The sequence below is a fragment of the Calditerricola satsumensis genome (genome assembly GCF_014646935.1).
GTDB lineage: Bacteria > Bacillota > Bacilli > Calditerricolales > Calditerricolaceae > Calditerricola > Calditerricola satsumensis.
The window spans coordinates 26,183-52,438 of the sequence record NZ_BMOF01000010.1; the positions used below are offsets into that span (position 1 = coordinate 26,183).

The 26,256-nt window shown below is 67.7% G+C and carries 29 protein-coding genes; 26 read left to right on the forward strand and 3 right to left on the reverse strand.

The annotated features are described in order from the left end of the window. Positions 1-6 precede the first annotated feature (6 nt). The 13 genes from bshA (at position 7) to IEX61_RS03920 (ending at position 13,418) form a co-directional block, all read left to right on the forward strand. Positions 7-1,146 carry an N-acetyl-alpha-D-glucosaminyl L-malate synthase BshA gene (bshA, locus tag IEX61_RS03860; protein ID WP_054672757.1) on the forward strand — a complete coding sequence of 380 codons (1,140 nt, stop codon included), beginning with the start codon at positions 7-9 and terminating at the stop codon, positions 1,144-1,146. 243 nt (positions 1,147-1,389) lie between these two features. Next, on the forward strand, positions 1,390-2,646 hold the full coding sequence (locus tag IEX61_RS03865) for a CCA tRNA nucleotidyltransferase (protein ID WP_229725675.1): 1,257 nt from the start codon (positions 1,390-1,392) through the stop codon (positions 2,644-2,646). After that, positions 2,643-3,611, forward strand: coding sequence for a biotin--[acetyl-CoA-carboxylase] ligase (locus IEX61_RS03870; RefSeq protein WP_188816843.1), 969 nt, complete (start codon positions 2,643-2,645; stop codon positions 3,609-3,611). Before IEX61_RS03865 ends, IEX61_RS03870 begins: the two co-directional genes overlap by 4 nt. A gap of 252 nt (positions 3,612-3,863) precedes the next feature. Beyond that, entirely contained in the window at positions 3,864-4,709 is an 846-nt protein-coding gene (panB, locus tag IEX61_RS03875) for a 3-methyl-2-oxobutanoate hydroxymethyltransferase (protein ID WP_054672116.1), read from the forward strand. Next, positions 4,706-5,557, forward strand: a complete 852-nt coding sequence (gene panC / locus IEX61_RS03880) for a pantoate--beta-alanine ligase (protein ID WP_188816844.1) — start codon at positions 4,706-4,708, stop codon at positions 5,555-5,557. The genes panB and panC overlap by 4 nt, the downstream gene beginning before the upstream one ends. Before the next feature lie 22 nt (positions 5,558-5,579). Next, a complete protein-coding gene (panD, locus tag IEX61_RS03885) occupies positions 5,580-5,963 on the forward strand; it encodes an aspartate 1-decarboxylase (RefSeq protein ID WP_188816845.1) in 384 nt (127 codons plus the stop codon). Between the two features lie 80 nt (positions 5,964-6,043). Further along, positions 6,044-7,516 carry a tetratricopeptide repeat protein gene (locus tag IEX61_RS03890; protein WP_188816846.1) on the forward strand — a complete coding sequence of 491 codons (1,473 nt, stop codon included), beginning with the start codon at positions 6,044-6,046 and terminating at the stop codon, positions 7,514-7,516. A 75-nt stretch (positions 7,517-7,591) separates the two neighbouring features. Beyond that, the gene (locus tag IEX61_RS03895) at positions 7,592-8,500 is read left to right on the forward strand and encodes a ComEC/Rec2 family competence protein (RefSeq protein WP_188816847.1); all 909 of its coding nucleotides are present in this window, start codon (positions 7,592-7,594) and stop codon (positions 8,498-8,500) included. A gap of 33 nt (positions 8,501-8,533) precedes the next feature. Beyond that, entirely contained in the window at positions 8,534-9,154 is a 621-nt protein-coding gene (locus IEX61_RS03900) for a redox-sensing transcriptional repressor Rex (RefSeq protein WP_054672705.1), read from the forward strand. A 59-nt stretch (positions 9,155-9,213) separates the two neighbouring features. Next, positions 9,214-10,044 (forward strand): non-homologous end joining protein Ku, encoded by an 831-nt coding sequence (gene ku / locus IEX61_RS03905; RefSeq protein WP_373277087.1) that lies wholly within the window; start codon positions 9,214-9,216, stop codon positions 10,042-10,044. Then, entirely contained in the window at positions 10,044-11,030 is a 987-nt protein-coding gene (locus IEX61_RS03910) for an ATP-dependent DNA ligase (protein ID WP_188816848.1), read from the forward strand. The genes ku and IEX61_RS03910 overlap by 1 nt, the downstream gene beginning before the upstream one ends. Positions 11,031-11,065: 35 nt before the next feature. Further along, positions 11,066-11,962: a non-homologous end-joining DNA ligase gene (gene ligD / locus IEX61_RS03915; protein WP_229725677.1), complete on the forward strand. Its 897-nt coding sequence runs from the start codon at positions 11,066-11,068 to the stop codon at positions 11,960-11,962. 142 nt (positions 11,963-12,104) lie between these two features. Then, on the forward strand, positions 12,105-13,418 hold the full coding sequence (locus IEX61_RS03920; RefSeq protein WP_188816850.1) for an amidohydrolase: 1,314 nt from the start codon (positions 12,105-12,107) through the stop codon (positions 13,416-13,418). Positions 13,419-13,515: 97 nt separating this feature from the next. On the opposite strand, the gene IEX61_RS03925 is transcribed toward IEX61_RS03920, so the two are convergent. Beyond that, complete coding sequence (locus IEX61_RS03925; protein WP_157057832.1) at positions 13,516-13,677, reverse strand: hypothetical protein; 162 nt, start codon at positions 13,675-13,677, stop codon at positions 13,516-13,518. A gap of 135 nt (positions 13,678-13,812) precedes the next feature. Between IEX61_RS03925 and IEX61_RS03930 the strand changes: the two genes are divergently transcribed. The 8 genes from IEX61_RS03930 (at position 13,813) to IEX61_RS03965 (ending at position 20,938) form a co-directional block, all read left to right on the forward strand. Continuing rightward, positions 13,813-13,983 carry a YpmA family protein gene (locus tag IEX61_RS03930; protein ID WP_083463080.1) on the forward strand — a complete coding sequence of 57 codons (171 nt, stop codon included), beginning with the start codon at positions 13,813-13,815 and terminating at the stop codon, positions 13,981-13,983. A gap of 85 nt (positions 13,984-14,068) precedes the next feature. Continuing rightward, positions 14,069-14,782, forward strand: a complete 714-nt coding sequence (locus IEX61_RS03935; RefSeq protein WP_188816851.1) for a hypothetical protein — start codon at positions 14,069-14,071, stop codon at positions 14,780-14,782. 10 nt (positions 14,783-14,792) lie between these two features. Then, a complete protein-coding gene (locus IEX61_RS03940) occupies positions 14,793-15,293 on the forward strand; it encodes a cell wall elongation regulator TseB-like domain-containing protein (protein ID WP_188816852.1) in 501 nt (166 codons plus the stop codon). A 123-nt stretch (positions 15,294-15,416) separates the two neighbouring features. Beyond that, complete coding sequence (locus IEX61_RS03945) at positions 15,417-15,950, forward strand: hypothetical protein (RefSeq protein WP_054673045.1); 534 nt, start codon at positions 15,417-15,419, stop codon at positions 15,948-15,950. Beyond that, positions 15,947-17,443: an AAA family ATPase gene (locus IEX61_RS03950; protein WP_188816853.1), complete on the forward strand. Its 1,497-nt coding sequence runs from the start codon at positions 15,947-15,949 to the stop codon at positions 17,441-17,443. The genes IEX61_RS03945 and IEX61_RS03950 overlap by 4 nt, the downstream gene beginning before the upstream one ends. Before the next feature lie 79 nt (positions 17,444-17,522). Beyond that, a complete protein-coding gene (locus IEX61_RS03955) occupies positions 17,523-18,704 on the forward strand; it encodes a pyridoxal phosphate-dependent aminotransferase (RefSeq protein ID WP_188816854.1) in 1,182 nt (393 codons plus the stop codon). Between the two features lie 176 nt (positions 18,705-18,880). Then, on the forward strand, positions 18,881-20,179 hold the full coding sequence (gene asnS / locus IEX61_RS03960; protein WP_188816855.1) for an asparagine--tRNA ligase: 1,299 nt from the start codon (positions 18,881-18,883) through the stop codon (positions 20,177-20,179). Positions 20,180-20,212: 33 nt separating this feature from the next. Beyond that, entirely contained in the window at positions 20,213-20,938 is a 726-nt protein-coding gene (locus IEX61_RS03965; RefSeq protein WP_054672741.1) for a DnaD domain-containing protein, read from the forward strand. Positions 20,939-20,964: 26 nt separating this feature from the next. Here the strand turns inward: IEX61_RS03965 and IEX61_RS03970 are convergent, their stop codons facing one another. Continuing rightward, the gene (locus tag IEX61_RS03970; protein WP_188816856.1) at positions 20,965-21,900 is read right to left on the reverse strand and encodes a fructosamine kinase family protein; all 936 of its coding nucleotides are present in this window, start codon (positions 21,898-21,900) and stop codon (positions 20,965-20,967) included. Between the two features lie 7 nt (positions 21,901-21,907). Further along, on the reverse strand, positions 21,908-22,432 hold the full coding sequence (locus IEX61_RS03975; RefSeq protein WP_054672505.1) for a low molecular weight protein-tyrosine-phosphatase: 525 nt from the start codon (positions 22,430-22,432) through the stop codon (positions 21,908-21,910). A gap of 76 nt (positions 22,433-22,508) precedes the next feature. Between IEX61_RS03975 and IEX61_RS03980 the strand changes: the two genes are divergently transcribed. From IEX61_RS03980 to IEX61_RS04000, 5 genes are all read left to right on the forward strand, one after another. Further along, positions 22,509-23,069, forward strand: coding sequence for a TlpA family protein disulfide reductase (locus IEX61_RS03980; RefSeq protein WP_054672507.1), 561 nt, complete (start codon positions 22,509-22,511; stop codon positions 23,067-23,069). A gap of 60 nt (positions 23,070-23,129) precedes the next feature. Further along, positions 23,130-23,915 carry a hypothetical protein gene (locus IEX61_RS03985; RefSeq protein WP_188816857.1) on the forward strand — a complete coding sequence of 262 codons (786 nt, stop codon included), beginning with the start codon at positions 23,130-23,132 and terminating at the stop codon, positions 23,913-23,915. Positions 23,916-24,129: 214 nt separating this feature from the next. Beyond that, positions 24,130-24,900 carry an IclR family transcriptional regulator gene (locus IEX61_RS03990; RefSeq protein WP_188816858.1) on the forward strand — a complete coding sequence of 257 codons (771 nt, stop codon included), beginning with the start codon at positions 24,130-24,132 and terminating at the stop codon, positions 24,898-24,900. A gap of 15 nt (positions 24,901-24,915) precedes the next feature. After that, positions 24,916-25,722: a 5-oxoprolinase subunit PxpB gene (gene pxpB, locus IEX61_RS03995; RefSeq protein WP_229725679.1), complete on the forward strand. Its 807-nt coding sequence runs from the start codon at positions 24,916-24,918 to the stop codon at positions 25,720-25,722. Continuing rightward, positions 25,719-26,256, forward strand: a 538-nt coding sequence (locus IEX61_RS04000; protein ID WP_188816859.1) for a 5-oxoprolinase subunit C family protein, incomplete at its 3' end; no start/stop codon positions are given. The genes pxpB and IEX61_RS04000, both read left to right, overlap by 4 nt.

The following is a 26,256-nucleotide window of genomic DNA, read 5'->3' on the forward strand; positions in this document are numbered from 1 at the left end:
CGGCGTTTGCGCATCGGGATCACCTGTTACCCAACCTTGGGCGGTTCGGGCGTGGTGGCCACCGAATTGGGCAAACTGTTAGCAGAACGCGGCCACGAGGTCCATTTCATCACGTCGAGCGTGCCCTTTCGGTTGGGGCGGTTCATGAAAAACGTCTACGTGCACGAGGTGGAGGTCGTCCAGTACGACGTGTTTCGCCATCCGCCGTACGACCTCGCCCTGGCGGCGCGGATGGCCCAAGTGGCGCGGCTGGTGGGGCTCGACCTCTTGCACGTCCACTATGCGGTGCCCCACGCCATCAGCGCCTATCTGGCCAAGCAGATGGTCGGGCCGGCGCTCAAAGTGGTCACCACCCTGCACGGAACGGACATCACCGTGCTCGGGTACGACCAGACGATGAAATGCGTCATCCGCTTCGGCATTGAGCAAAGCGATGCCGTCACCGCCGTGTCGGACAGCCTGGTGGAGGAAACGCGACGCCTCTTGCACGTGGACAAGCCGATCCGGCGCATCTACAACTTCGTCGACACGCGTGTCTACGACCGGCGGGACGCCTCGGACCTCCGCCGGGAGTGGGCGCCGCGCGGCGAAGCCGTCTTGATCCACATCTCCAACTTTCGCCCCGTCAAGCGGCCGGTCGACGTCGTCGAGGTGTTCGCCCGCGTAAGGCGCACGCTTCCGGCCAAGCTTGTGCTGATCGGGGAAGGCCCCCAGCTCCCCCTTGTCCAGGAGCGGCTTGCGGCCGAAAACCTGCACCGCGACGTCCTCTTCCTCGGCAGGCAGGCCGATGTGGCCCCGCTCCTGTCGGCGGCCGACCTGCTTTTGCTGCCGTCGGAGAAGGAAAGCTTTGGCCTCGTCGCGCTGGAGGCGATGGCCTGTGGCGTGCCGGTCATCGCCACCCGGACCGGGGGCCTGCCCGAGGTGGTGGTGGACGGGGAATGCGGCTTCTTGTCGCCCGTGGGCGACGTGGCCAAAATGGCCGCCGACGCGCTGACGCTGCTCGCCGACCGTGATCTCTATGCGCGCTTTAGCGCAAACGCCCGCCGACGGGCGCACGAGCGGTTTGCCGCCGAGCGGATCTGCGACGAGTATGAGGCGCTGTACAGGGAAGTGGTGGAAGCGCCAGCCCAACAAGAGAGGGTTTGACGGGCGTCCTCTCGTATTCATAAACGGCGGAAACGTTTGAAGTTCTGGATCAGCTTGGAAAGCAAAACGAAAAGCCCGAACGCCGTGCGCATGGCGTCACCTCCCCAATTCTCATTATTCCTCAAGACCAGGGGTGGGTGTAACCGCTCCGGCGCGCGGCTTTGCCGCGTTTGGACGCGGGGCCCGGACGCGCAGCGCGACCGGGGACGCGAACCGAACCTTAGTATGCGCGGGAAGGCGGGGATGGCCATGCGAGAGGATTTGGAAGCGGCCGGCCGCCGCGTGCTGGAACGGCTGGAGGAAGCCGGTTACGTGGCATACTTTGTCGGCGGGTACGTGCGCGACCGCCTGCTCGGCCGCCCCATTCACGACATCGACATCGCCACCAGCGCCCGGCCGGAAACGGTGATGGCGCTCTTTCCGGACAGCCTCCCCACCGGCATTCGCCACGGCACGGTAACGGTTCGCATGGGCGACCATGCCTTTGAAGTGACCACCTTTCGTGTCGAACGAGGGTACAGCGACGCCCGCCACCCCGACGAAGTCGTTTTCGTCGACCGCATCGAGGAGGACCTGGCCCGGCGCGACTTCACCGTCAACGCCATGGCCCTCGATCGGCGCGGGCGGCTGGTCGACCCCTTTGGCGGCCGGGAGGACCTGGCGGCGCGGCGCATTCGCTGCGTCGGCGACCCGATGCGGCGCTTCTCCGAGGATGGCTTGCGTCTCGTGCGTGCCGTCCGCTTTGCCGTGCAGCTCGATTTCGCCATCGAGCCGCGCACGTGGGAGGCGCTTCAGGCGTGCCGCGAAACCTTGAGCCCGGTGGCCCACGAGCGCATCGCCGACGAACTCGACAAGATCATGGCCAGCCCGAATCCCGGCCGCGGGTTTGCCCTGTTGTTCGAAAGCCGGCTGTTTGCCGCCGACGACCTGGCCCCGTACCTGGCCCCGCCGGCATGGCCCGATCTGGCGGCGCTGGCGGTGCCCGAGGGGCGTGAGACGCGGTGGGCCCTGCTGGCGCTTTTGCTGGGCTGGACGGAACACCAGGCGGAAGCCTTTGCCCGCGCCCTGCGCTTTTCGCGGGAGCGGCTGGACGCGATCACGACCCTCGTGGGCCTCGCGCGGCAGGGGTGCCCCGGCGAAGGCGAGGCGCGCCAATGGCGGGAACTCCTGCTCGCGCACGGCCTGGCGCATGGTCTGGCGCTGGCCGACCTCTGCGCGGCGCGAAAGGCAGCAGGGGGGCCGGATGCCCTGACGCAGGGAAGGGCGGCCGCCGCGCGCCTTCGCGAGCGGGTCCGCGCGATTTATGCCGCCATGCCCGTCCACAATCTCAAGGAGCTGGCCGTGAACGGGCGCGATCTCGTCAAGGCCGTCGGGCGACCGCCGGGGCCGTGGGTGGGCCGGCTGCTCAATGAGCTGCTCGTGCGTGTGGCCCACGGCGAGCTGCCCAACGACAAGGACCGTTTGCTGGCGTACGCGAGGGAAAGAGGCGACGGAACATGATCAACGAGGAGCTGATCCGGCATCTGAAGGCGGCGCGCGGCCAGTTTGTGTCCGGCGAGGAGCTAAGCCGCCTGCTCGGCGTTTCGCGCACGGCCATCTGGAAGCACATCGAAGAGCTCCGCCAGGCGGGCTACCGCGTCGAGGCGGTGCGCAGAGCCGGGTACCGCCTCGTCGCGGCGCCCGATCGCCTGTATCCGGTGGAGCTGCAGGACGGGCTGGCCACCAAGCGCTTTGGACGGGAAGCGGTCTATTTCGACGCCATCGCCTCGACGCAGAACGAGGCCCATCGCCGCGCCGAAGCGGGGGCACCGGAAGGGCTGGTCGTCATCGCCGACGTGCAGACGGGCGGGCGGGGTCGGCTTGGGCGCTCGTGGCATTCCCCGCCGGAGACGGGGATCTGGATGAGCCTGGTGTTGCGCCCGGACGTGCCGCTTCCGCGCGTCCCGCAACTGACGCTGGTGGCCGCCGTGTCCCTGGCCGACACCCTCGCCGCATGCACCGGGCTTTCCGTCGGCATCAAGTGGCCCAACGACCTCCTCGCAGGCGGCCGCAAGGTGTGCGGCATCCTGACCGAATTGGCCGCCGAGGCCGACCGCGTCCATTACGTCATCCTGGGCATCGGCCTCAACGTCAACCAGACGGAGGAAGACTTCCCGCCGGAACTGCGCGCGCGAGCCGGTTCCCTGGCCATGGCCGCGGGGCGGTCGTTTTCGCGCGTCGCCCTGGCCCAGCGCATGCTCGAAGGGCTGGAAGCCGACTACGACGATTACCTGCAAAAGGGCTTTGCCCCCTTCAAGCGCCGCTGGGAGGCGCGGGCTGTCTCCCTTGGCCAGCGTGTTGTCGCCCGCACGCCCGGGGGCGATTTCGTCGGCATCGCCCGGGGGATCGACGACGACGGCGCGCTGCTGTTGGAACAGGCCAACGGAGCCCTTCGCAAAATCTATTCTGCGGACCTCGACCTCTAGGCCTAACGCTGTGCCCCAATTGTGATTTTTGTTATACTAGAGGGGAAGCAGGCGGTATCCAGCGGGAACCGCACTGCTCGACGCGGTGAGCTTTGACCTCTTTCTAACGAAAACCGCATACCGTCTGCGCACATCTGCTCTGAGCCTGTCAAGGACCGAGACAGAGAAGCGCGGCGTTCGACCGTCCTTCTCCCGTTTCGGCGAGAAGGTTTTTTTGTCCTTGCCGGCCAGAGCGCCGAGGGGGCGAATGCGATGAACACGGTCACCGTCAGCACGCTGAAAGCGCTGAAGCAGGAGAAGCGGCCGATCGTCATGGTGACGGCCTACGATTACCCGACGGCCAAGCTCGTCGACGAGGCCGGCGTGGACGTGATCCTGGTCGGCGACTCGCTGGGCATGGTCGTGTTGGGCTACGACTCGACCATCCCCGTCACGCTGGAGGACATGGTCCACCACACGCGCGCCGTGGCGCGGGGCGCCAAGCGGGCGCTGATCGTCGCCGACATGCCGTTTCTGACCTATCACGGCACGCGCGAGGAGACGCTGAAGAACGCCGGCCGCCTGATTCAGGAGGGCCACGCCCACGCGGTCAAAATGGAGGGCGGGGAGGAGATCCTGCCCGCCGTGCGCGCCTGTGTACAGGCCGGCATTCCCGTGATGGGCCACCTGGGCCTCACCCCGCAGGCCGTGCACCAGCTCGGCGGGTACAAGGTGCAGGGCAAAGACCTCGCCTCGGCGCGCAAGATCGTCGAGGACGCCAAGCGGCTGGAGGAGGCCGGCGCCTTCGCCATCGTCCTCGAGTGCGTACCCGAGGCCCTGGCGCGGCTGGTCACGGAAACGGTTTCGGTGCCGACGATCGGCATCGGCGCCGGGGCGGCCTGCGACGGGCAGGTGCTGGTGTTCCATGATCTGGTTGGTTTTGCCAGCGACCTGAAGCCGAAATTCGTCAAGCAGTACGCCGACATCGGCCGCGACATCCGCGCCGCGGTGGCGCGCTACGCCGAAGAGGTGCGCGCGCGGCGCTTTCCCGGGCCGGAGCACACCTTCTCCATGGCCGACGGCGTGGTAGAGCGCCTGTACGGGGAGATGGTGCGATGAAGGTGGTCAAGCGCATTGACGAGGTGCGCGCTGCGGTGCGCCAGGCGCGCCAGGAAGGGAAACGGATCGGCTTTGTTCCGACGATGGGCTACCTGCACGAAGGGCATCTCTCCCTCATCGACCGCGCGCGGGAGATGACCGATTACGTCGTCATGAGCATCTTCGTCAACCCGCTGCAGTTTGGCCCGAACGAGGACTACGATCGCTACCCGCGCGACCTGGAGCGGGACGAGCGGATGGCGCGCCAGCGGGGGGTGGATCTCCTGTTTGCCCCCGACGTGGCCGAGATGTACCCCGAGCCGATCAAAACGACGGTGCACGTGGCCGACCTGAGCGCGCCCCTGTGCGGCGCGTCCCGTCCCGGTCACTTCGACGGCGTGGCCACCGTGGTGCTGAAGCTGTTTCACATCGTTCAGCCCGACTACGCCTTTTTTGGCCTGAAGGACGCCCAGCAGGTGGCGGTGGTCTCGCGCATGGTGCGCGACCTGAACGTCCCGGTGACCATCGTGCCCTGTCCCATCGTGCGCGAGGCGGACGGCCTGGCGATGAGCTCGCGCAACGTCTATCTGTCGCCGGAGGAACGCCGGCAGGCCACCGTGCTCTACGAAAGCCTGCAATGGGCGAAGGAGGCCGTGGCGACCGGCTTGCGCGACTGGGAGGCCCTCAAGCGCGGCGTGCGCGAACGCATCGCGCAAAAGCCGCTGGCGGAGATCGACTACGTCGACGTCCTGGCCTATCCCGATCTCGTCCCCCCGCGGGGCGTGCCGGGCGAACAGGTGCTGATCGCCGTGGCCGTGCGCTTCGGCCGCACGCGGCTCATCGACAACGCCCTCGTCACCCTCGAGTGAGGCCCGAAAGGGGGAAACGCCCATGTTTCGCACGATGATGAAGGCGAAAATCCATCGCGCCACGGTGACGGAGGCCAACCTCAACTACGTCGGCAGCATCACCATCGACGCCGACATCCTCGACGCGGTGGACATCCTGCCCAACGAAAAGGTGCAGGTGGTGAACAACCACAACGGCGCGCGCTTCGAGACGTACGTGATTCCCGGACCGCGCGGCAGCGGGGTGATCTGCCTGAACGGTGCGGCGGCCCGCCTCGTCCAGCCCGGCGACGTCATCATCATCATCTCCTACGCCCTCATGACCGACGAGGAAGCCCGCCGCCACCGCCCGCGCATCGCCATCATGGGCGAGGGAAATCGCATCGTCGAGCTCATCGGCGTCGAGGAGCACGCCGTGGTCAAGTAGCGCCTGTGGGCGCATGGTCCCCACTTCCCGGGCACAGACTGTGGACAAGAATGGGTTCCGGGAGGTGGGGGCTTGTGCTTATGGACGCCTTTTTCGACGCCATGCTGGAAGCCCTGGGACGCATCGAACGGGCATGGGCGACCGGAGACCCGGCCAAGCGGGCCCGGTTGGCCGAGGAGTTGGCCGCGTTGCGCGCGCTCAATGACCGCATCGTGGACCGGTGGCTCGAAGTGGAAGAGGCGCTGAGCCTGCTCGAAGGGGCGGTGAAGGGGGCAACCCACCCCGCGGCACAAGGGGCCAAGGCGCAGGCCCCACCCGCCGCTCCGCATCCGGGGAAGGCAAAAGGCGCGCACCCGGCAAACGGGATCGCTCCAAACGGCTCCCCCGAGGAGCGCGAGGGGCAGCAACCGTGGTTTCGCCAGGGCCTCGGCTATTTCAACCTGTTCATGTTTGATCAGGCGGAGGCCTGTTTTCGCCGCGCCGTGGCCGAGCACCCCGACGAAACCGTGATCCGCCTGTTCTTGGCGTGCACGCTGCTGTACACCGGCGCGTGGGCCGAGGCGGCCGAACGCTTTGCCGAACTGCTCCGAGCGCCGGACGCGAAGATCCGGGCGGTCAGCTGGAACGGCTTGGGCTGCCTGGCCGGCATGCGCGGCCAATATCGCGAGGCGCGGGACTGCTTCCGCAACGCCCTTCGCTGTCAGGACACGCCCGTGGTCCGCTACAACTTGGCCGTCGCCCTCCTGCATTCCCATTCTCCCGCCGAAGCCATCTCCTTGCTGGAACCGCTCGTGCGCGAGGACCCGCGCGATTGGGATGCCGCCTTGCTGCTTTTGCGGGCCTACCTGCGCGCAGGCAAACGGGAGAGTGCGGAGCGCCTCGGGTCACAGCTTTTGGCCGGGCAGTCGCCGCCGGCCGTCTTGAAGCAGGTGGCCGCCTGCCTCGAGGCGAACGGGCTGTACGGCGAGGCGGCCGACTGCTACCGCGCGGCGCTGGCCTACGACCGGCGGGACGCCGAGGCCCTGCATGGCCTGGGGTGGACGCTGTGGTTGGCCGGCCGCCCCGAGGGCATGGGCGTGTTGCAGAAGGCCCTGTCGCTGACGCGCCATCCCGACCACCACTTTTCCTACGCGTGGGTGCTCCTGCACAGCGGCGATGACCGAAGGGCCGAGCGGGTGGTTCGCGGCATCCTCGCCCGGCATCCCGATCACGTGCTGGGCCTGTCCACGCTCGTGATCCTCCTCATGCGCCGCGGCGAGCGCAGGAAGGCGCGCGTGCTGTGCGAGAAACTGCTGGTCCAGCCCACGATGGCGGCCCAGGCCCTCGGGAACTACCACGCGGGGCATCTGGCCCTCATGGACGGCGCCTTTGCCGAGGCCGCCGGGCGTTTCGACCGCGCCGTGGCCCTCGACCCGACGCTGGTGGAAGGCTACGTTTACCAGGGCCTGGCGCATCTTCTCAACGACGACGTCCCCGGCGCGCGCCGCGCGTGGGAACAGTACCTGGCGTCCGTTCACGGGCTGGGGCCCTCGCTGGCCCCTCCGCCGGCATGACGGCGCGCGCATTTCCCCAGGGTTCGGGATCGCGCGGCAAACGGGGCAATCTGCGGATCAAGGGGGGAATGCCGCATGGGCGCGGTCGTCCGCATGGTGCTCGTGCTGGTGGCCATCGGGGGGCTGGCCGGCGGGTGGGCCCAGCCGGTCGCCGCGCCTCGTCCCGTCGCCCAGCCGGAAGTCGACTGGACGGGGCTGAAGGTAACCTTTTTGCCCATCGGGCAGGGCGAGGCCACGTTGCTCCAATGGTCCAGCGGGGAGACGGCCCTCATCGACACGGGGATGGCCGAGGTGCGGGCGCGCCTCTTCGCTTCTCTCGAGGAGGCGGGGGTGCGGCGGCTCAACTGGCTGATCCTTTCCAGCGACATGCCCGAGGTCGCCGGCAACGCCCAGGCCGTTCTCGACGCCTACCCCGTCGAGGCGCTGGTGTTCCCCGCCCTGACGCGCCAGGTGGTGCTGCCGAAGCGCATTCCCGCGGGCGTCCGCCTCGTGGGGCTCACCGCCGGGCAGCGCCTGCACCTCGGCGACGGCACCGCCCTAACTGCGCTCCATCCCCGCCAGATGCTCTCCCTTTCCCCCCAAAACAACGCCTTGGTGTTTCGTCTCACGCACGGCGACACGCGCTTTCTGTTCACCGGCTCGATCCACGCCGAAGCGGAAAAGGCCATTCTGGAGGCGGAAACCGATCTGGCTGCCGCCGTGCTGAAGGTGAGCGATTGCGGCAGCGCGCAAGGGTCGCACCCCGATTTCCTGGCGGCGGTCGACCCCGAGGTGGCCGTCGTGTTTTCGCGGGGCGAGGGAGAGGATTTCGGTCGAGAAGACGTGCTCGAGCGGCTGTCGGACTCGTGGGCCGAGATCTACCAGCCGTCCCGCCACGGAGCGGTCGCCGTGATCACCGACGGGACCCAGTATCAGGTCGTTCTTGGCCGTCTGCGCGCCGGACAGCAGGATTCGGCGCCGGAAAAAGAGAAACACGGTAGGTGACACGGGATTCGCGACAAAGGAGGAACGGTCGCCTTGAAAGCCCCCAAGATCTCCGACGCCGTGATCCGGCGCCTGCCGGTCTACCTCCGCTACCTGACCTACCTCGACAGCCTGGGCGTGAAAACCGTTTCCTCCCAGGAGCTCGGCGAAAAACTGGGCATGAATCCGGCGCAGATCCGCAAAGACCTGGCCCATTTCGGCGAGTTTGGCTGCAAAGGCGTGGGCTATGACGTGCCGTATCTCATCGAGAAGATTCGCCAGATTTTGAAATTGGACCGCCCGATTCCCCTCTGCCTGGTCGGCGCCGGCCACCTCGGCCACGCCCTGTGCCACTACACCATGTATCGCCAGGACAACTTGCGCATCGTGGCCGTGTTTGACAACGATCCGGCCAAGATCGGCCGCGAGATCGGCGTGCTGCGCATCCAGCCCATCGAAGAATTGCCCGACACGGTCAAGGCCAAGGGCATTCGCATTGGCATCATCGCCGTCCCGGCCGACGCCGCGCAACGCGTGGCCGATTTGCTCGTCGAGGCGGGGATCGAGGCGATCCTCAACTTTGCTCCGGTCAACCTGCGCGTCAAGGAAGGGGTGCGGGTGCACCACGCCGACGTCACCCTGGAGCTCCACAGCTTGGCCTACTACCTCCCCTAGGTTTCCAGCGCCTCCTTCGCATAGCGCGCGCCTGCCGCACCGAGACTACGGGGTGAGAGGTGACGCGCGTGCACACGGTGTGGAAAGGATCGATCAGCTTCGGTTTGGTCAACATCCCCGTGCGCCTGTTTGCGGCCACGGAAGAGAAGGACATCCGCTTTCGCTACCTGCACAAGACGTGCCACACGCCAATCGAATACGTGCGGCGCTGTCCCCATTGCAACGAGGACGTGGCGTGGGACGACATCGTGCGCGGCTACGAGTACGAGCCGGGGAAGTTCGTCATCCTCACCGAGGAAGACGTCAGCGCCGTCCAGCCCGAAGCGCGCAAAGCGATCGAAATCCTCGATTTTGTCAACCTGTCCGAGATCGATCCCGTCTACTTCGACAAGTCCTATTACCTCTCGCCCGCCGAAAACGGGGAAAAGGCGTACGCCCTCCTGCGCCGCGCCATGGAGGAGACGGGAAAAATCGCCATCGCCCGCGTCACGATGCGCGCCAAGGCGTCGCTGTGCGCTGTGCGGGTCTTCCGCGACGCCCTGGTCCTCGAGACGCTGTTTTATCCCGATGAGGTGCGCAGCATCCGGCTGGTGCCCAATCTCCCGGTCGAAGCCGACCTGAACGAAAAGGAAGTGCGCATGGCCGTGCAGCTGGTGGAACACCTGTCGGCCCCCTTTGAGCCGGAGAAGTACACCGACACGTACCGCGAGGCCCTGCGCGCGTTGATTGCCAAGAAGATCGAAGGGGAAGAGGTGAAGGTGGCCCCTGCCCCGCGCCCGGCCAACGTGGTCGACCTGATGGCGGCCTTGCAGGCGTCGCTGGAGGCCACCCAAAAGGACGCGCCCCCGGCAAAGCGCGCAACCCGCCGGCGAAAGAAGGCGACCGGATAATGGCGCGCCGATCGAGCCGGCCATCGGCGGAAGCGGCCATGCCCTTTGCCCCCATGGAACCGATCCTGAGCCGTTCCTTGCCGCGCGACCCGGCCTACGTGTACCAGGTGAAATGGGACGGCGTGCGGCTTTTGGCCGACGTGGCTCCCGACGGCGTCCGCTTGTGGTCGAAAAAGGGGGTCGACGTCACCCTGGCGTTTCCCGAGCTGGTGGCGGCCCTCGCGCCGCTGGGGCGGCGGCGCCGGTGGCTCGACGGCGAGGCGGTCGTCCTCAATGGGGAGGGCCGTCCGTCCTTTGCCGATGTGGTGCGCCGCATCCGGGTCCGCCACGCGGACAAAGCGCAAGGGTACGCCCGCACGTTGCCGGCGCGCTACGCGGTGTTCGACTGCCTGCGCGACGGGGAGGCGGTGCTGTTTGCCCAGCCGTGGGAGGTGCGCCAGGAGTATTTACATAATCTTATTCCGGTAAACTCCGAGGCCCTGTTTGCGGTGGAAACCTTTGCCGACGGGATGGCGCTGTGGACGCGCGTGGTCGCCCGCGGCGAGGAGGGGGTGGTGGCCAAGCGCCGCCATGGCCTCTATGTGCCGGGGAAACGGCACGGTGACTGGGTGAAGGTGAAGGCCAGCCGCGAGGGCGTGTTTGCTGTCGTGGGCCTGGTGGAACACAGCGGCCGCGTCCGCTCCGTGCTCCTCGCCGAGCGAACCGCCGACGGCGCATGGGCGTATGTCGGACGCGTGGCATCCGGCCTCTCGGAGCGGGAGCGGCGGCTCCTGGCCTCCGGCACGGCCCACCTCGTCACCGAAAGCCCGCCGTTTCGCGGGGCAGTGGAACGGCAGCGCGGCGAGCGGGTGCGCTGGCTCGTCCCGCATCTTGCCGCCTGCGTGCAGTACCGCGAAAAGACGCCCGACGGCCGCTTGCGCCACCCCAAGCTGGTGGGGTTCGTCGTCCCGCCGCCCGATTGGACGGGGGACGGGGAGGAGCAATGAACCGCAGATCGCCCCTGGCGAAACGCGCGAAGCCCGTGAGGAACGCCGAGCTGGCCGACGTGACGCTGACGAATCCGGACAAGCTGCTGTGGCCCGAAGAGGGGATCACGAAGCGCGACTACCTGGCGTACCTCTTCGCCGTGGCCAAGCCGCTCCTTGCCTACACGCGTAACCGGGCCCTCACGGTGATCCGCTATCCCGACGGCGTGCATGGCGAATCCTTCTACCAGAAGAACGCGCCGTCCTATGCGCCGCCCTGGATCCCGCGCCGGCAGGTGGGCGACGTGGACGCCATTCTGCTCAACGACCTGCGCACGCTCCTGTGGCTCGGCAACCAGGCGGCCTTGGAGTTTCACGTCCCCTTTCATGAGGTGGACGATCCGGACCATCCGCTGGAGCTGACCTTTGACCTCGACCCCTCCGTTCCCGGCTTTGCCGCCGTGGTGGAGACGGCGCTGCGCCTCAAAGAGGTGACCGATCGCCTCGGCCTGCCCACGTACGTCAAAACGTCGGGAGCCACCGGCCTCGCGGTGTACATCCCCCTCGAGCGGCGGTATACCTACGCCGAGACGCGGCAGGTGGCCGCCTTTTTGGCCCGCTACCTTGCCGAGCGGTACCCGCGCCTCGTCACCGTCGCGCGGCGCGTCCGCGATCGCGGCACCAAGGTCTACGTCGACTACCTCCAGCACGGCAAAAGCCGCACCCTCCCCGCACCGTATTCGCCGCGCGGCCGCACCGAGGCCACCGTATCGGCGCCGGTGACGTGGGAGGAGCTGGCGCGCGGCGCCCAGCCCGCCGACTTTACGATCAAAACCGTGCCCGCGCGGCTCAGCCAGATCGGGGACCCCTTTGCCCCGGTGACCGCATCGGCGAATCGCGCCAACCTCGACGAGATCCTGGATTTCCTCAAGCGACAACCCCTCTCCCGGTAAGTCCGGCCGCCCGTCCTGCGGCGGGCGCCTTGGGGACAGCGCCGGCATCCTCTCCAGCCGGATTGAACCGCGCTTCCCGCTTGACCGCCCGGCGGGCCTCTGGTTAAATAGGGGTGCACGTCAACGGGAAAGGGGATCCGCGGTGAAAACGCTCATCTACGGGGTAACGGTGATCACGGCCAACGCCGCCTTCGACGTGATCCCGAACGGCGCCGTGGCCTTTGAAAACGGCGTCATCACGTACGTCGGGCCCACGCCCGACGAAAAGGCGCGGGCGGCCTACGACGAGGTCCTTGACGGCCGCGGAGGTGTGGTGCTGCCGGGGCTCATCAACACCCACTGCCACGCGGCGATGGCCCTCCTCCGCGGCTACGCCGACGACCTGCCGCTTCAGGCGTGGCTGGAGGAGAAGATGTGGCCCCTCGAGGCGCGCTTTACGGCCGAACATGTGCGCTGGGGGAGCCTGCTGGCCATCGCCGAGATGCTGAAAACGGGAACGACCACCTTCGTCGACATGTACGACCACATGGACGAGGTGGCCCGCAATGTGGAAGAGACGGGCATCCGCGCCGTCCTGTGCCGCGGCGTCATCGGCTTGTGCCCCCGCGAGGTCCAGGTGGCCAAGCTGGAAGAGGCCAAAGCCTTCGCTCGCGCCTGGCGCGGAGCGGCGGACGGGCGCATCACCACGATGATGGCCCCGCACGCGCCCTACACCTGCCCGCCAGACTACATCCGCGAGATCGTCGACGCCGCTGCAGAGCTGGACGTGCCCGTGCACATCCACCTGTCCGAAACGGCGCGCGAGGTGGAACAAAACGTCCGCGACTACGGCGTGCGCCCGGTGGAGCACCTGCGCCGGCTCGGCGTCTTCGATCGGCCGACCCTCGTCGCCCACGCCGTGCACCTGACCGACGAGGAGATCGCCATCCTGGCCGAACACGGCGTCAAGGTGTCCCACAACCCGGGCTCCAACCTCAAGCTGGCCAGCGGGATTGCCCCGGTGCCCAAACTGCTGGCCAAGGGCGTCACCGTGTCGCTGGGCACCGACAGCGCGGCCTCCAACAACAACCTCGACCTCTTTGAGGAGATGCGCCTGGCCGCGCTCCTCCACAAGGGCCACACTCAGGATCCGCTGGCCGTGCCGGCGGCGGAAGCGCTGAAGATGGCGACGATCTACGGCGCCGACGCCGTCTTCCAGCGCGACCGCATCGGGTCGCTGGAGGTGGGCAAGCGGGCCGACCTTGTCCTCCTCGACACCCGGGCGCCGCATTGGCACCCGCACTACGATCCGGTCTCCCACGTCGTGTACGCGGCCCGCGCGTCGGATGTCCGGCGTGTCTACGTGGATGGGCGGCTGGTGGTGGAAAACGGGGTGTGCCTGACGATCGACGAGGAACGCGTCCGGTACGAAGCCAGCCGCCTGGCGGCCGAATTGACGGGCCGGTCGCTCTTCTAACCGAAAGATCCGCGCCCGCACGCCGAAAAAATCCCCCGGACGAGCCGGGGGAACCGGGAGGGCAGGGGGAAGCGGTTTTGTAACCACCATTCCGGCATTAGGACAAGGCCAGCCAATCGGACAGGTGCACGTTGCGAAAGGAGACCGGCTTGCCCGATTGACGGTACGGCGACTCGAGGCGCGCCCACGACGGGTGGCGCTCATCGAGGGCCAGCACGAAGCGCGGGGCGTCCGATGCCGGAGGGGAGGGTGCGGACACGCGGGACACCTCCTTCGGTGCGCCTAGGGATAGTATGGGGCGTGGCGGAAGCGGCGATGAGTGTCACTTTTCACCGCGGCATCCCGCATACGCCTGGGGCGCCAGGCATATCGATGGAGCGAGAGGGAGAGCGCGATGGAGAGCAAGCTGGAAGTGCTGGCGACGGTGAAGGTGCAGGCCAGCGAAGACCTGTACAAAATCGTCGACGTGCTGAACCGCACGCTCAAAGAGCAGGACCTGATGTTCGGCTTGGCCAAGGATCGGCAGGATCCGGACAAAATGGTGTTCACGATCTACCGGACGTGACGGCAAGCCGCAACGCGTGAGTCGCTTGCTGCTTCGCCGGCCTCGTTCGGTTCCCATTGCCCCGGCAGGCCGGGAGGTGGCGGCGATGCGCTGGACGGTTGGCCTGATGCTCCTGGTTTTGTTTTTGCTCGTTGCCGGTTGTGTGCGAGCGGTTCCCGATCCCCGGCCGGTCGCGCAGCCGGCAGACTCCCGCGAAAGCGCCCAACTGGCCGCGGCGGTGGATCGCTACCTCATGCCCAAGAAACCGTACCGCTTTGTGCTGAAAGTGGCCGTCGAAGGGGGCGCGCCGGCATCTGCAATGGGAAGCGGAAGCGAGGGGCGCTACTTTGTGGGAACGGTGACCGGCCGCGACTGGACGATCACGGGTCGCTTGAACGGGCAAACCTACCACCTGGTGTCCCGGGGCGGGATCCTGACGCTGCGCATGGCGGGTCGGGAGATTCTTGTTCCGCCCTCGGTGCACGGCCTGTTTTCGCCGCGCGATCACCTGAGCGTGGTGCGCCGGTACCTCGACCGGGCGACGCCGACGCGCGACGTGCCGGCCACCGGGCGCGCCGTGCCGGCGGTGCGCGTGGACGTGCCGCCGGAGGACGTGGCGGCGATGCTCCGCCGCGCGCTGGGGCCCGCCTTCCAAGGCCGCGTCGCGCTTGCGCAAGCGAAAGACCGCGCCCGCGTCACCTATGTTCTTGGCGTTGACCCGCACAACGCGCGGGTGGCCCTTTTGCGCGTGATCGTCCTGTTTGCGGACCCCTCGAATCCCGTTCAACACGTGCTGGAGTACCGGTTTTTGGAGGGTTGAATCGGCTGCCGTGAGCACAAGGAAAATGGCCGTCGTCGCCGCGCTGGTGGCGTTCATCGTCCTCGTGAGCGGGCAGGCCGTGTCGCTGTACCGCACGCTGACGGCCGAAGCCCATGGGGTGACGCCCGCGCTGCTCGAGCGGGTGGGCCAGGCCACGCCGCTGGTGCGGGTGACGCGCGTGGAGCGCTTTCATGGCCGCCAGGCGTACCTGGCCCTCTACGGCACCGACCGGAACGGGGTGGCGTGGGTGGCCTGGGTGCGGCGGGACGGGAAAGGCCCCGTGCTCGCCGCCCGCGTGGAGGAGGGGATCAGCCGCGCGCGCATCCGCGCGCTCGTTCTGGCCCAGGAGCCGGGGGCCCAAATCGGACGCATCGTGTCGGGGATCGACGAAGGCCGCCCGGTGTGGGAGGCCGCGTACACCGACACGGCGGGCCGCCAGCATTACGCGTACTTTGATTTCTATACCGGAGCCCCGCTCAAAACCTACCGCTTGCTGAAGACGGCTTCGTGAGCCGTCTTTATTTATTTTGGTGGAATTGACAGGATGTTATAATTCAATTCTACCAGGTCTTTGTTATACTTGAATATGAAAAGGCTCCGCCCCGTTTGCGACAAAGAGAAAGGGGGAGACATCGTGAAGCGGACCCGCCCCATTGTCGTGCTCGTATCGCTGCTCGCGACGTTTGCCGTGCTCCTCGCCGGATGGCTGGGCTACGAAGCCGTGGCCGTGGAAGAGCCCATCCGTCAAGCGCTGGCCGACGTTCCCCACGTCGACGTGACCGGCGTGGAGGTGACCCCGTCGGCCGTTGTCGTGCGCGTGCGCATCGACCAGGTGGCCAATGTGGCCCGCACCTTCCGGGAGCTGGACGAAACGCTGAAGGAAGCGGCGAAAGGGCGCGACGTGCTCATCCGCGTCGAGAACAAGCCGTCGCCGCTGGAAGAGATTTGGTTTCGCGAATCCTTCGCCGTGTTGGAAGCGCTAGAAAAGGGCGAATACACGCGTATTCCCACCATCACGTCGTCGTGGAAAGTGCGGTACCGTCTCGACCGCAGCGACGCCTTCTTGGATGAAACCCGGCTGTACGTCGCCCTCAAACGGGGGAACGAGGAGCTCGTCCTCGTGATCCCGTACGGCGACCCGCCGGAGCGAAGGGAGGCCGGAACGTGAAGAAAGACGTGCTGATCGGCGCAGCTCTGGGCATCGTGCTCTTTCTGGCGGCCATCGGGGCCAACGTGTTGCCCCTTGTCCTCGTGTTGGCCCTTGCCGGGGCGCTTGTTTTTCTCGCGCGCGGCCAGGGGGCGCCCTTTCTCCGCCCGGACGCCCCCTTCGTCGGGGCGACGGTGGTGCCCGATTTTTCCTTTGACCACATTGGCGGGCAGGAACACGCCAAGCGCGAGCTGAAGGAAGCCCTCGAGTTTCTGCGCCATCCCGAACAGGCGCAGCGCTACGGCATCCGGCCCATCAAGGGCATCTTGCTGTACGGCCCGCCGGGAACGGGGAAGACGCTCTTGGCCAAGGCGGCAGCCGCCTACACCGATTCCGTCTTCGTCGCCGCCTCGGGGTCCGATTTCATCCAGATGTACGTCGGCGTCGGCGCGCAGCGCGTGCGCGAACTCTTTCGCCAGGTGCGCGTGCTGGCCAAAACGCACAGGAAAACGAGCGGGATCATTTTTATCGACGAGATCGACGCCATCGGCGGCAAGCGCGAAGGCGGCCTCAACCGCGAATACGACCAGACGCTGAACCAGCTGCTCACCGAGATGGACGGGCTGAAGGCGGACGAAAACCCGCGCATCCTCGTCATCGCGGCGACCAACCGCCTCGATATGCTCGATCCGGCCCTTCTGCGACCGGGGCGGTTTGACCGGCACATCGCCGTGCCGCTGCCCGACCGCCGCGCGCGGGAGGCCATCCTGCGCCTCCATACGCGCAACAAGCCGCTGGCCGACGACGTCGACCTGGCCCAGCTGGCCAAGGACACCTTTGGCTTCTCCGGCGCGCAGCTGGAAAGCGTGGCCAATGAGGCGGCCATCTACGCCCTCCGCGAAGGCAGCGCCACCATCACCCGCGCCCATTTCGCCAAGGCCGTCGACAAGGTGATGATGGGCGAGGTGCTCGACCGCGAGGCCAGCCGCGAGGAGAAGGAACGCGTGGCCGTCCACGAGATGGGGCACGCCCTGGTGAGCGAGGCGCTGCGGCCGGGTTCCGTGGCCCAGGTGGCGCTGGCGCCGCGGGGCCAGGCCCTCGGGTACGTGCGCCAGACGCCGCCCGACGACCGGTACCTGTACACGCGGTCCCAGCTGGAGGCGCGCATCATGGTCGCCCTGGCCGGGGCGGTGGCCGAGGAGCTGGAATTCGGCGAGTTCAGCACCGGGGCGCGGGGCGACTTTGACCAGGTGCAGGAGATGGTGCGCCAGATCATCGATCACGGCTTGTCCGATCTGGGGCTCATCGATCGGGAAACGGCGGACAAGGCGGCCCTGCAGCGGGAGCACGAGGCCATCGTGCGCCGCCTGTGGGCCCGCACGCGCCAGCTGCTGGAAGAACGCCGCGACGCGCTGCGCCGGGGCGCCCAGATCTTGCTCGATGAGGAATGGCTGGACGGGGAGCGCTTGCGGACGCTCCTCCCTTCCCATTCGCCGCGCAACATGGTAAGCTAGTGGATACAATCCACGGTTTGCCGTGTTGCTTTTTTTGTGCGCACAAGACAAACGCTTCAGCACGCAGGAGGTTGGCGGAATGAGACTGGCCAAGCGGGTCCAAGCCCTCTCGCCGTCCCCAACGCTGGCCATTACGGCCAAGGCCAAGGAACTGCGCGCCCATGGCCACGACGTGATCGGCCTCGGCGCGGGGGAGCCGGACTTCAACACGCCGGAGCACATCATCGCCGCGGCGGAGCGGGCCATGCGCGCCGGGCACACCAAATACACGGCGGCGGCCGGCATTCCCGAATTGCGCAAGGCCATCGCCGAAAAGCTGCGCGCCGACAACGGCCTCACCTACACGCCGGACCAGGTGACGGTCACCGTCGGGGCCAAGCACGCCCTGTACAACATCTTCCAGGTGCTGGTCGACCCGGGCGACGAGGTGATTATCCCCACCCCCTACTGGGTCAGCTACCCGGAACAGGTGAAGCTGGCCGAAGGGGTGCCCGTGTTCGTGGAAGGGAAGGAGGAAAACGGCTTTAAAATCACGCCCGAACAGCTCGAGGCGGCCATCACCGACCGGACGCGGGCCGTGATCCTCAACTCGCCCTCCAACCCCACGGGCGCCGTGTACACGCGAGACGAGCTGGCCGCGCTGGCCGAGGTGTGCGTCCGCCGCGACATCTGGATCATCTCCGACGAGATCTATGAAAAGCTGATTTACGACGGCGAGCACGTCTCCATCGCTTCCCTCGGTCCCGAGGTGTACGCGCGGACGATCACCGTCAACGGCGTCTCCAAGCCCTACTCGATGACCGGCTGGCGCATCGGCTATGCCGCCGGGCCGCGCGAGGTGATCCGCGCGATGAACGACCTGTCGTCCCACAGCACCTCCAACCCGACCACGCCGGCCCAGTACGCCGCGCTGGAGGCGATCACCGGGCCACAGGACGCCCTCGAGGAGATGAAGCGCGCCTTCCGCCAGCGGCGCGACTGGCTCATCCCGGCCCTCAACGCGATCCCCGGCATCACCTGCCAGTGGCCGGCCGGCGCCTTCTACGCCTTCGCCAACGTGCGGGAGGCGTGCGAGGCGGGCGGCTTTGCCGACGCCGATGCGTGGGCCGAGGCGCTCCTCGAGGAGGAGAAGGTGGCCGTCGTGCCGGGCACGGGCTTCGGCTGCCCGCACCACATCCGCATCTCCTACGCCACCTCGCTGGAGGCGCTCCAGGAAGCCGTCGCGCGCATCCGGCGGTTTGTCGAGCGGCATTCCGGATGATCGCGCACCGGCTTGAGCGCCAGCAGCGGACAACCCGATGAGCCACCGGGCACCCCCTGGACGGGTGAGGCGCCCCGGTGGCTTTTGTTTTCGCGCGTCGGGCCGTCGTTTGACGCCCAAATTGGCGGTTCAGTATAATGGTTTACGGCTTTCGGGACACGCCTAAAGCGGAGGGAATGCAGGTGAAGGCAACCATCTCGCAGGTGAGCCGCCACGTCGGACAAGCCGTCACCATCGGGTGCTGGCTTTACAACAAGCGTTCCAGCGGCAAGATCCAGTTTTTGCAGCTGCGCGACGGAACCGGCGTCATCCAGGGCGTCCTGGTCAAAAACGAGGTTCCCGAAGCGGTGTGGGAGGCGGCCAACCGGCTAACCCAGGAAAGCTCCCTCTACGTAACGGGCACGGTGCGGGAGGATGCGCGCGCCCCGGGCGGATACGAGCTGGCCGTCCACGACATCCGCATCCTCCAGATCGCCGAACATCCGTACCCCATTGCCCTGAAGGAGCACGGCGTCGACTTCCTGCTGGACCACCGCCACCTGTGGATCCGCACGCCGCGTCAAACGGCCATCTTGCGCATCCGGGCCGAGGTGTTCCGCGCCGCCCAGGAATGGCTGAACGCGCACGGCTTTGTGCGCATGGACGCGCCGATTCTCACGCCCACCTCGGCCGAGGGCACAACGACGCTGTTCCACACCAAGTACTTTGACGAAGACGCGTACCTCTCGCAGAGCGGCCAGCTTTACGCCGAAGCGGGGGCCATGGCCCTGGGCCGCGTCTACACCCTCGGGCCCACGTTCCGCGCCGAGAAATCGAAGACCCGCCGCCACCTGATCGAATTCTGGATGCTGGAGCCGGAGGCGGCCTTCGTGGAACACGAGGAAAACCTGGAGATCCAGGAGCAGCTCGTGTCGCACATCGTGCAGTCGGTGCTGCAAAACTGCTCCCGGGAGCTGGCCACCCTGGGGCGGGACACGTCGAAGCTGGAGAAGGTCGTCCCGCCGTTCCCGCGCATGACGTACGATGAGGCCATCGCCTTCCTGCAAAAACAGGGCCACGCCATCGAATGGGGCGAGGACTTCGGCGCGCCGGAGGAGACGGCCCTCGCCGAAGCCCACGACAAGCCGGTGTTCATCACCCACTACCCGGCGAAGATCAAGGCCTTCTACATGCAGCCCGACCCGAACCGCCCCGAAGTGGTGCTGTGCGCCGACCTGATCGCCCCCGAGGGCTACGGCGAGATCATCGGCGGCAGCCAGCGCATCCACGATCCGGAGCTCCTGAAGCAGCGCTTTGCCGAACACGGCCTGTCGACGGAGGCCTACGGCTGGTACCTCGACCTGCGCCGCTACGGCAGCGTGCCCCATTCCGGGTTTGGCCTGGGCATGGAGCGGACCATCGCCTGGATCTGCGGCCTCGAACATGTGCGGGAGGCCATTCCGTTCCCGCGCATGCTGTATCGCCTGCATCCGTAAGCGGAAACCGCGAACCGACCGGAGGGGAGAGCTGTGGACGCGTGGGTCGCCCGCCTGTGGCAGGAGCCGGTCACCGTCCTGCCGCATGCGCTGCTCCGGTATTACCGCAAGCTGGGCATTCGCGACGACGAAATGATGTTTCTCATCCACCTGATCGCCTTCCGCACCGAAGGAAAGGCCTTTCCTTCGGTGCGCGAGCTGGAGGCGCGCATGTCGGCCGACGCCACGCAGATCTTGTCCATGGTCCAGCGCCTCGTCCAGCAGGGGGTGCTGGAGGTGGAACAGGGGACCGACGAGCAGGGGCTGCCCATGGAGCGCTTCGACCTCTCGCCGCTGTACCGCCGCCTGGCCGAGGTGTGGGCCAACGAGCAGCGGGAGGCCCTCCGCCTCCCGCAAAACGAGCCCACCGACCTCTACAGCCTGTTTGAGAAGGAGTTCGGCCGCCCCCTGTCGCCCCTCGAATGCGAGGCCATCACGCTGTGGCTGGAAGAGGACGGCTACAGCGAGGAGCTGGTGCGGGCCGCCTTGCGCGAGGCGGTGTACTGCGGAAAGCGCAACTTCCGCTACATCGACCGCATCCTCCTCGAGTGGCACAAAAACGGCATTCGCACGGCGGAGGAGGCCCGCGCTTACGCCCAGCGCTTCCGCGAACGAAAAGAGCCGCGGCCGCCGCTTCACACGCCGCCGCAGCGGGCAGACGACGAGGAGCCGTTCACGTTTTACAATTGGTTGGAGGAGGATCACGCCAACGCCACCTGACCCTGCGCCAGGTGGCGTTTTTGCGTTTACCCCACATACCGCCGCAGGATGCGGTCCACGGCAGCGCCGTAGGTCTCTCCGAACAGCACGAGGTGCGCCAGCAGGTAGTAGAGCTGGTACAGGGGACGTCGGTCCGGGTAGAGCGGGTCGATCGGGCGCACCCGCTGGTACGCGGCGGAAAACGCCGGGGGAAAGCCGCCGAAGAGCTCTGTCATCGCCAGGTCCAGCTCCGGGTCGCCGTAGAAGGAAGCCGGATCGATCAGATAGGGACGGGGCTGCCGGGCCTCGGCGGCGGCATCCGGCGCTGTCCCGCGTCCGACCATCCAGTTGCCGCCCCACAGGTCGCCGTGGAGCAGCGCGGGCTCGGGACGATGCGCCAGCCACTCCTCGAGGCGATCCAGCAGCTTGCGCAGGCGGGCGGCGCGCTCGGCGCCGAGAAGGCCCCGCCGGTCCGCTTGGGCCACGAGGGGGACCAGGCGCATGTCGCGGTAGTAGGTCGGCCAGTCCGGACGCCAGCCCGCGGGAAAGGGCAGCGGCCCGAGAAAGCTGTCCGCGTCCCATCCGTAGGCGGGGCCGCGCGCAAGGTGCTGACGCGCCAATCCCTCTCCCAGCGCCGCGGCCGCGCCGTCGTCGGCTCGTTCCCGCGCGATCCACTCGAGGAGCAGAAACGGCGGCGCGCCGCCCGCGCCATTGCCAACCGCAATGACGCCGGGCACGCCGACGCCGGTGTCGCGGTGGACGTCGGCCAGGCGCGCCAAGCCCTTTGCTTCGGCGGCAAAAAAGCCGGGTGGCGCGTCGGGCCGCCACTTGAGAAAGAAGGCTCGCCTTCCCGCTGTCACCTTTGCCGCGCGGCAGATGTCGCCGCCGCCGACGGGCATCGTGTGGACGTCGGCCGCCGCGGGGCCCACATGCTCCAAGAGGGCCTGCCGGACGGCATCGATCAACGCGGCAGGGATCGTCATCGCCGGCTCACCTCCGATCGTCCGCCGCGTCGTCTTCGCCGGCTTGACGCTTCTCGAGGTCGCGGCGGATGCGTTCGAGCAGGGCCGCACATCCGGCGCGGATCAGCTCGTACACCTCGTCGAAGTTCCCGGTGTAGTACGGATCGGGCACATCGGCCGTCGGAGCGTCCGGGACCAGTTCGAGGAGGCGAAACACCTGCGGGCGCTTCTTCCCGTCCGGACGATGGAGGCCGAGCATGCGCACCACTTCGCCCTGGTTTTCCGCGTCCATGGCCACGATGTAGTCGAAGCGTTCGGCGTCGACCGGCGCCACCTGGCGGGCGCGAATGCCGCGCCAGTCGATGCCCTTTTGCTCCAGGATGCGCCGCGTGCCTTCATGGGGCGGCTCACCCACATGCCAGTGGCCGGTGCCGGCCGAATCGACCTCCACCACGCCGTCGAGTCCCGCTTCCTTCACCATATGGCGGAACACCGCCTCGGCCATCGGCGAGCGGCAGATGTTGCCCAGGCAGACGAACAGCACGCGAATCACCCATCCATCCCTCCCGTGTGCAGAATCGCGCGCACCTGCCCGTTATTGTATCATGAGAAGAAAAGGAGGGTTTTCCATGCGCACCTTGCTCATCGTTGGCCTTCTTGTGGCCATGGCGGCCTTTGCCGTCTACCAAAGCGCCACCCAACCGGACAACCCGGCGGCGGGGACGCCTGCGCGCACGGCGCCCACAGCTGCCGCGGTCGACGAAAAGCCGGCCGTCGGCTTTCGCGCCCCGCCGTTCCGGCTTTCCACCCTGGAAGGCGGGGAAGCGGCCTTTCCAAACGGGGGCAAGCCGGCGGTCATCAATTTCTGGGCGTCGTGGTGCGGGCCGTGCCGGCTGGAGGCGCCGGATCTCGTGAGGCTCCACGATGCGTACAAGGATCGGGTGGAGTTTTACGCCGTCAACCTCACCGACACCGACAACCTGGAGGATGTGCGGCAATTTGTTCAGGAGTACCGCTTTTCCCTGCCGGTCCTGCTTGACGAGAAGGGTGCCGTCGCAAATCGCTATGCCGTGCGGGGCGTGCCCACCACGTTCTACATCAACCGGGACGGGGTCATCGTGGACGTCGTCGTCGGCGTCGTTCCCTACGCCGAGATGGAACGACGCGTCAAGAGAGCGCTCGGCGAGTAAAACGGCCTGACGCGTACAGGGTGAGAGGAAAACGGCGCGGAGACGAAAGCAGGCGAGGGGATGGCCGTGTTGGACGACACTGTATGGACGATCGGGCCCTTTCTGGTCCAAACCCGCTGGATCGCGCTTTTCGCCGGAGGGCTCGTGGGCTGGGCCCTGTACCGATGGGTGTATGCGCGGTTTCTGGGCATCACGCCCGATGCGCTGGGAGACCTGCTCATATCGACAGTGCTGGCGTACCTGCTCGCATGGAAGCTTTCCCCGGCCCTGTTTGACCCCGGCTTGTTGCGCACACCGGCCGCTCTCCTGATGACGTCTGGAGGCGACCGGGGTGGATGGGTCGGGGGAATCGCTGCCGCCCTTGTCGCGTGGCGCCAATGCCGGAAGCATCGCCTGCCCCTTTTGGCGGCCCTGTCCGCCGCGTTGTTTGTCGTCCTTCCCGCGCTTGCGCTGGCAAGTCTGCTGGTCGTTCGCTACGGCACGCCGACCACGCTCCCGTGGGGCATCGCCGTGGAAGGGGGACAGCTGGCCTACCATCCGGTGCACCTATACCGCGCCGCCGTATTCGGTGCCGCGTGGCTTCTCCTGCATTCCCGTCGCACGCACTTGCCCGCATGGCCGCCGGTGCGCGACGCGGTGCTCCTTGTGATCGCCGGATGGTTTGCCGTTTCCCTGGTGGAACCGATCGTGGCGCCCGTGTTTGGCCTCAGCCGCAGCCAGTGGACGCTTCTGGCCGCCGCGCTGGCCCTTGCGGCGGTCGACGCGTGGCACGGTCGAAAAACGCGGCGGCAAGCGCCGCGGCAGGAGCAGCGACCCACGGCAAAACAGGGCGAACAGGCACCGTAGCCCCTCCCCTTTGGCGCGGTTGCGAAGCCGAACCGTTTCCAGGCGGTTCGGCTTCGCACCGCTTTGGGCCACCGGGAGAACGGAAAAGGATCTTGCGCGTTCCAGGAAAACGCGGTACGATCGACACAAGAATGATCGAATTCGGAACATTCATTCCGAATTTCGGAACGCCCCGTTTCGGAACACCCGTGCCGCTGCGAGGGGAGGAAGGGGCATGGCGACAAAGGCTTCGGCCAAGAACGTCACGCTGGTGCGGGCGATGCGCGTGCTCGACCTGTTTCGGGAGCACGAGCGGCTTTCGCTACCGGAGATGGCGGCGCTGTCGGGGCTGCCCAAAACCACCGTCTTCCGCATGGCCGGCGCCCTGGAGGAGATGGGCTTTTTGTCCCGCGACGACCGAGGAACGTACCGATTGGGCCTGCGGTTTCTCGAGTTTGGCCAGCTGGTGACCGAGCGCCTCGACCTGCGCCGCGTAGCCCTCCCCGTCATGCAGGCGCTGCGCGACGAGGTGGGCGACGCGGTCAACCTGGTGGTGCGCGACGGAAGGGAGGCCATCTACATCGAGAAGGTGGAGGCGCTCGCCCCCGTGCGCGTCTACACCCGCATCGGTCGCCGCGCCCCGCTCTACGCCGGGGCCTGCCCGCGCGTGCTCTTGGCGTATCTCCCGGAGGACGAACAGGAACGCTACCTGCAGGAGGTGGCCCTGGTGCCCATCGGCGCCGGCACGATCACCGATCGCCAGCGCCTGCGCGCCGTGCTGCGGGAGGCACGGCAAAACGAATACACTGTCAGCCATTCTGAGCTGGAAACCGGCTCGGCGGCGGTGGCCGCCCCGGTGTTCGACCACACGGGCCAGGTGGTGGCCGGCCTCAGCGTGGCCGGCCCGGAAGCCCACTATGGGTCGGACCGGTTGCCCGACCTCATCGACAAGGTGAAACGCGCCGCCGCCGCCATCTCCCGCCGGCTCGGGTGGCGGGGCGGGTGAAAGGAGGAAACGACGGTGGCAACGCCACAAGAGGACAAGCCCCTCATCCTGCCCCTCGGCGACTCTGCCGCAATCATCCGTTTCGGCACGGCCATCGATCCCGTCGCCAACCGCCGCGCGATGGCCCTCGCCGAGCACCTGCTGCGTTGCCCCTTTCCCGGGTTGGTGGAGGCCGTTCCGGCGTACGCGTCGGTGACAGTGCATTACAACCCGTGCGCCGTTCACGTATCAAGCGCCGCGCCGACGCCCTACGACGCCGTCCGCGCGCGGCTTTCTGCGGTCCTGGCCGAGGTGGGGGAGGGGATTGATGCGGCGCCGCGCACGGTGGAGATCCCCGTTTGCTACGGCGGCGACCACGGGCCGGATCTCGAGGCGGTGGCCGCCGCTTGCGGCCTGGCGCCGGAGGAGGTGGTGGGCCTGCACGCCGGAACGACGTACCATGTCTACGCGATTGGCTTCGCGCCGGGCTTTCCGTACCTGGGCACCGTGCCCGAGCCGATCCGCGTCCCGCGCCGCGCCACGCCGCGAGCTGCCGTGCCGGCCGGATCGGTGGGCATCGCCGGGGCGCAGACGGGCATCTACCCCATGGAAACCCCGGGCGGGTGGCAGATCATCGGCCGCACGCCCATCCGGCTGTTTCAGCCCGACCGCGACCCGCCCTGCCTGCTCCGCGTCGGCGACCGGGTGCGCTTTCGGCCCATCACTGAAGAGGCGTTCGCCGCCTGGCCGGACGGCGACGCCCGTGCCGAACGGGCCATCCCCGATGGCGGCGAGGGGCGCGCGCAGGGAGCAGGGCAAGGCCCGGCGGGTGCGGGGACATGACCGTCACCGTGCTGCGCCCCGGCCTGCTCACCACCGTGCAAGACCTCGGCCGGACCGGATGGCAGCGCTTTGGCGTCCCGGTGGGCGGGGCGATGGATCCCTTTGCCTTGCGCGTGGCCAACGCGCTGGTGGGCAACGACGACGGGGCCGCCGCCATGGAGATCACCCTGCAGGGCCCGCAGCTGCGCTTTGACGAGGATGCGCTCATCGCCGTCTGCGGCGCCGACCTTTCCCCGGCGGTGGACGGCGCGCCCCTCCCTCAATGGCGGCCGGTGCTCGTGCAGCGGGGAAGCGTGCTCGCCTTCGGACGGCCGCGCTGGGGCGTGCGGGCGTACCTGGCCGTCGCCGGCGGGTGGGACGTGCCCATCGTCCTCGGCAGCCGCAGCACCGATCGGCGCGCCGGCCTGGGGGGTGTAGAGGGCCGCGCCTTGCGGGAAGGGGACCGGCTGATCGCCGGCATCCCCGCGGCCCCGGCCCAGCGCCTGATGGCCGCCCTGTCCGGCCGGCTCGGCCGCCGTCCGCTGGCGTCGGTGC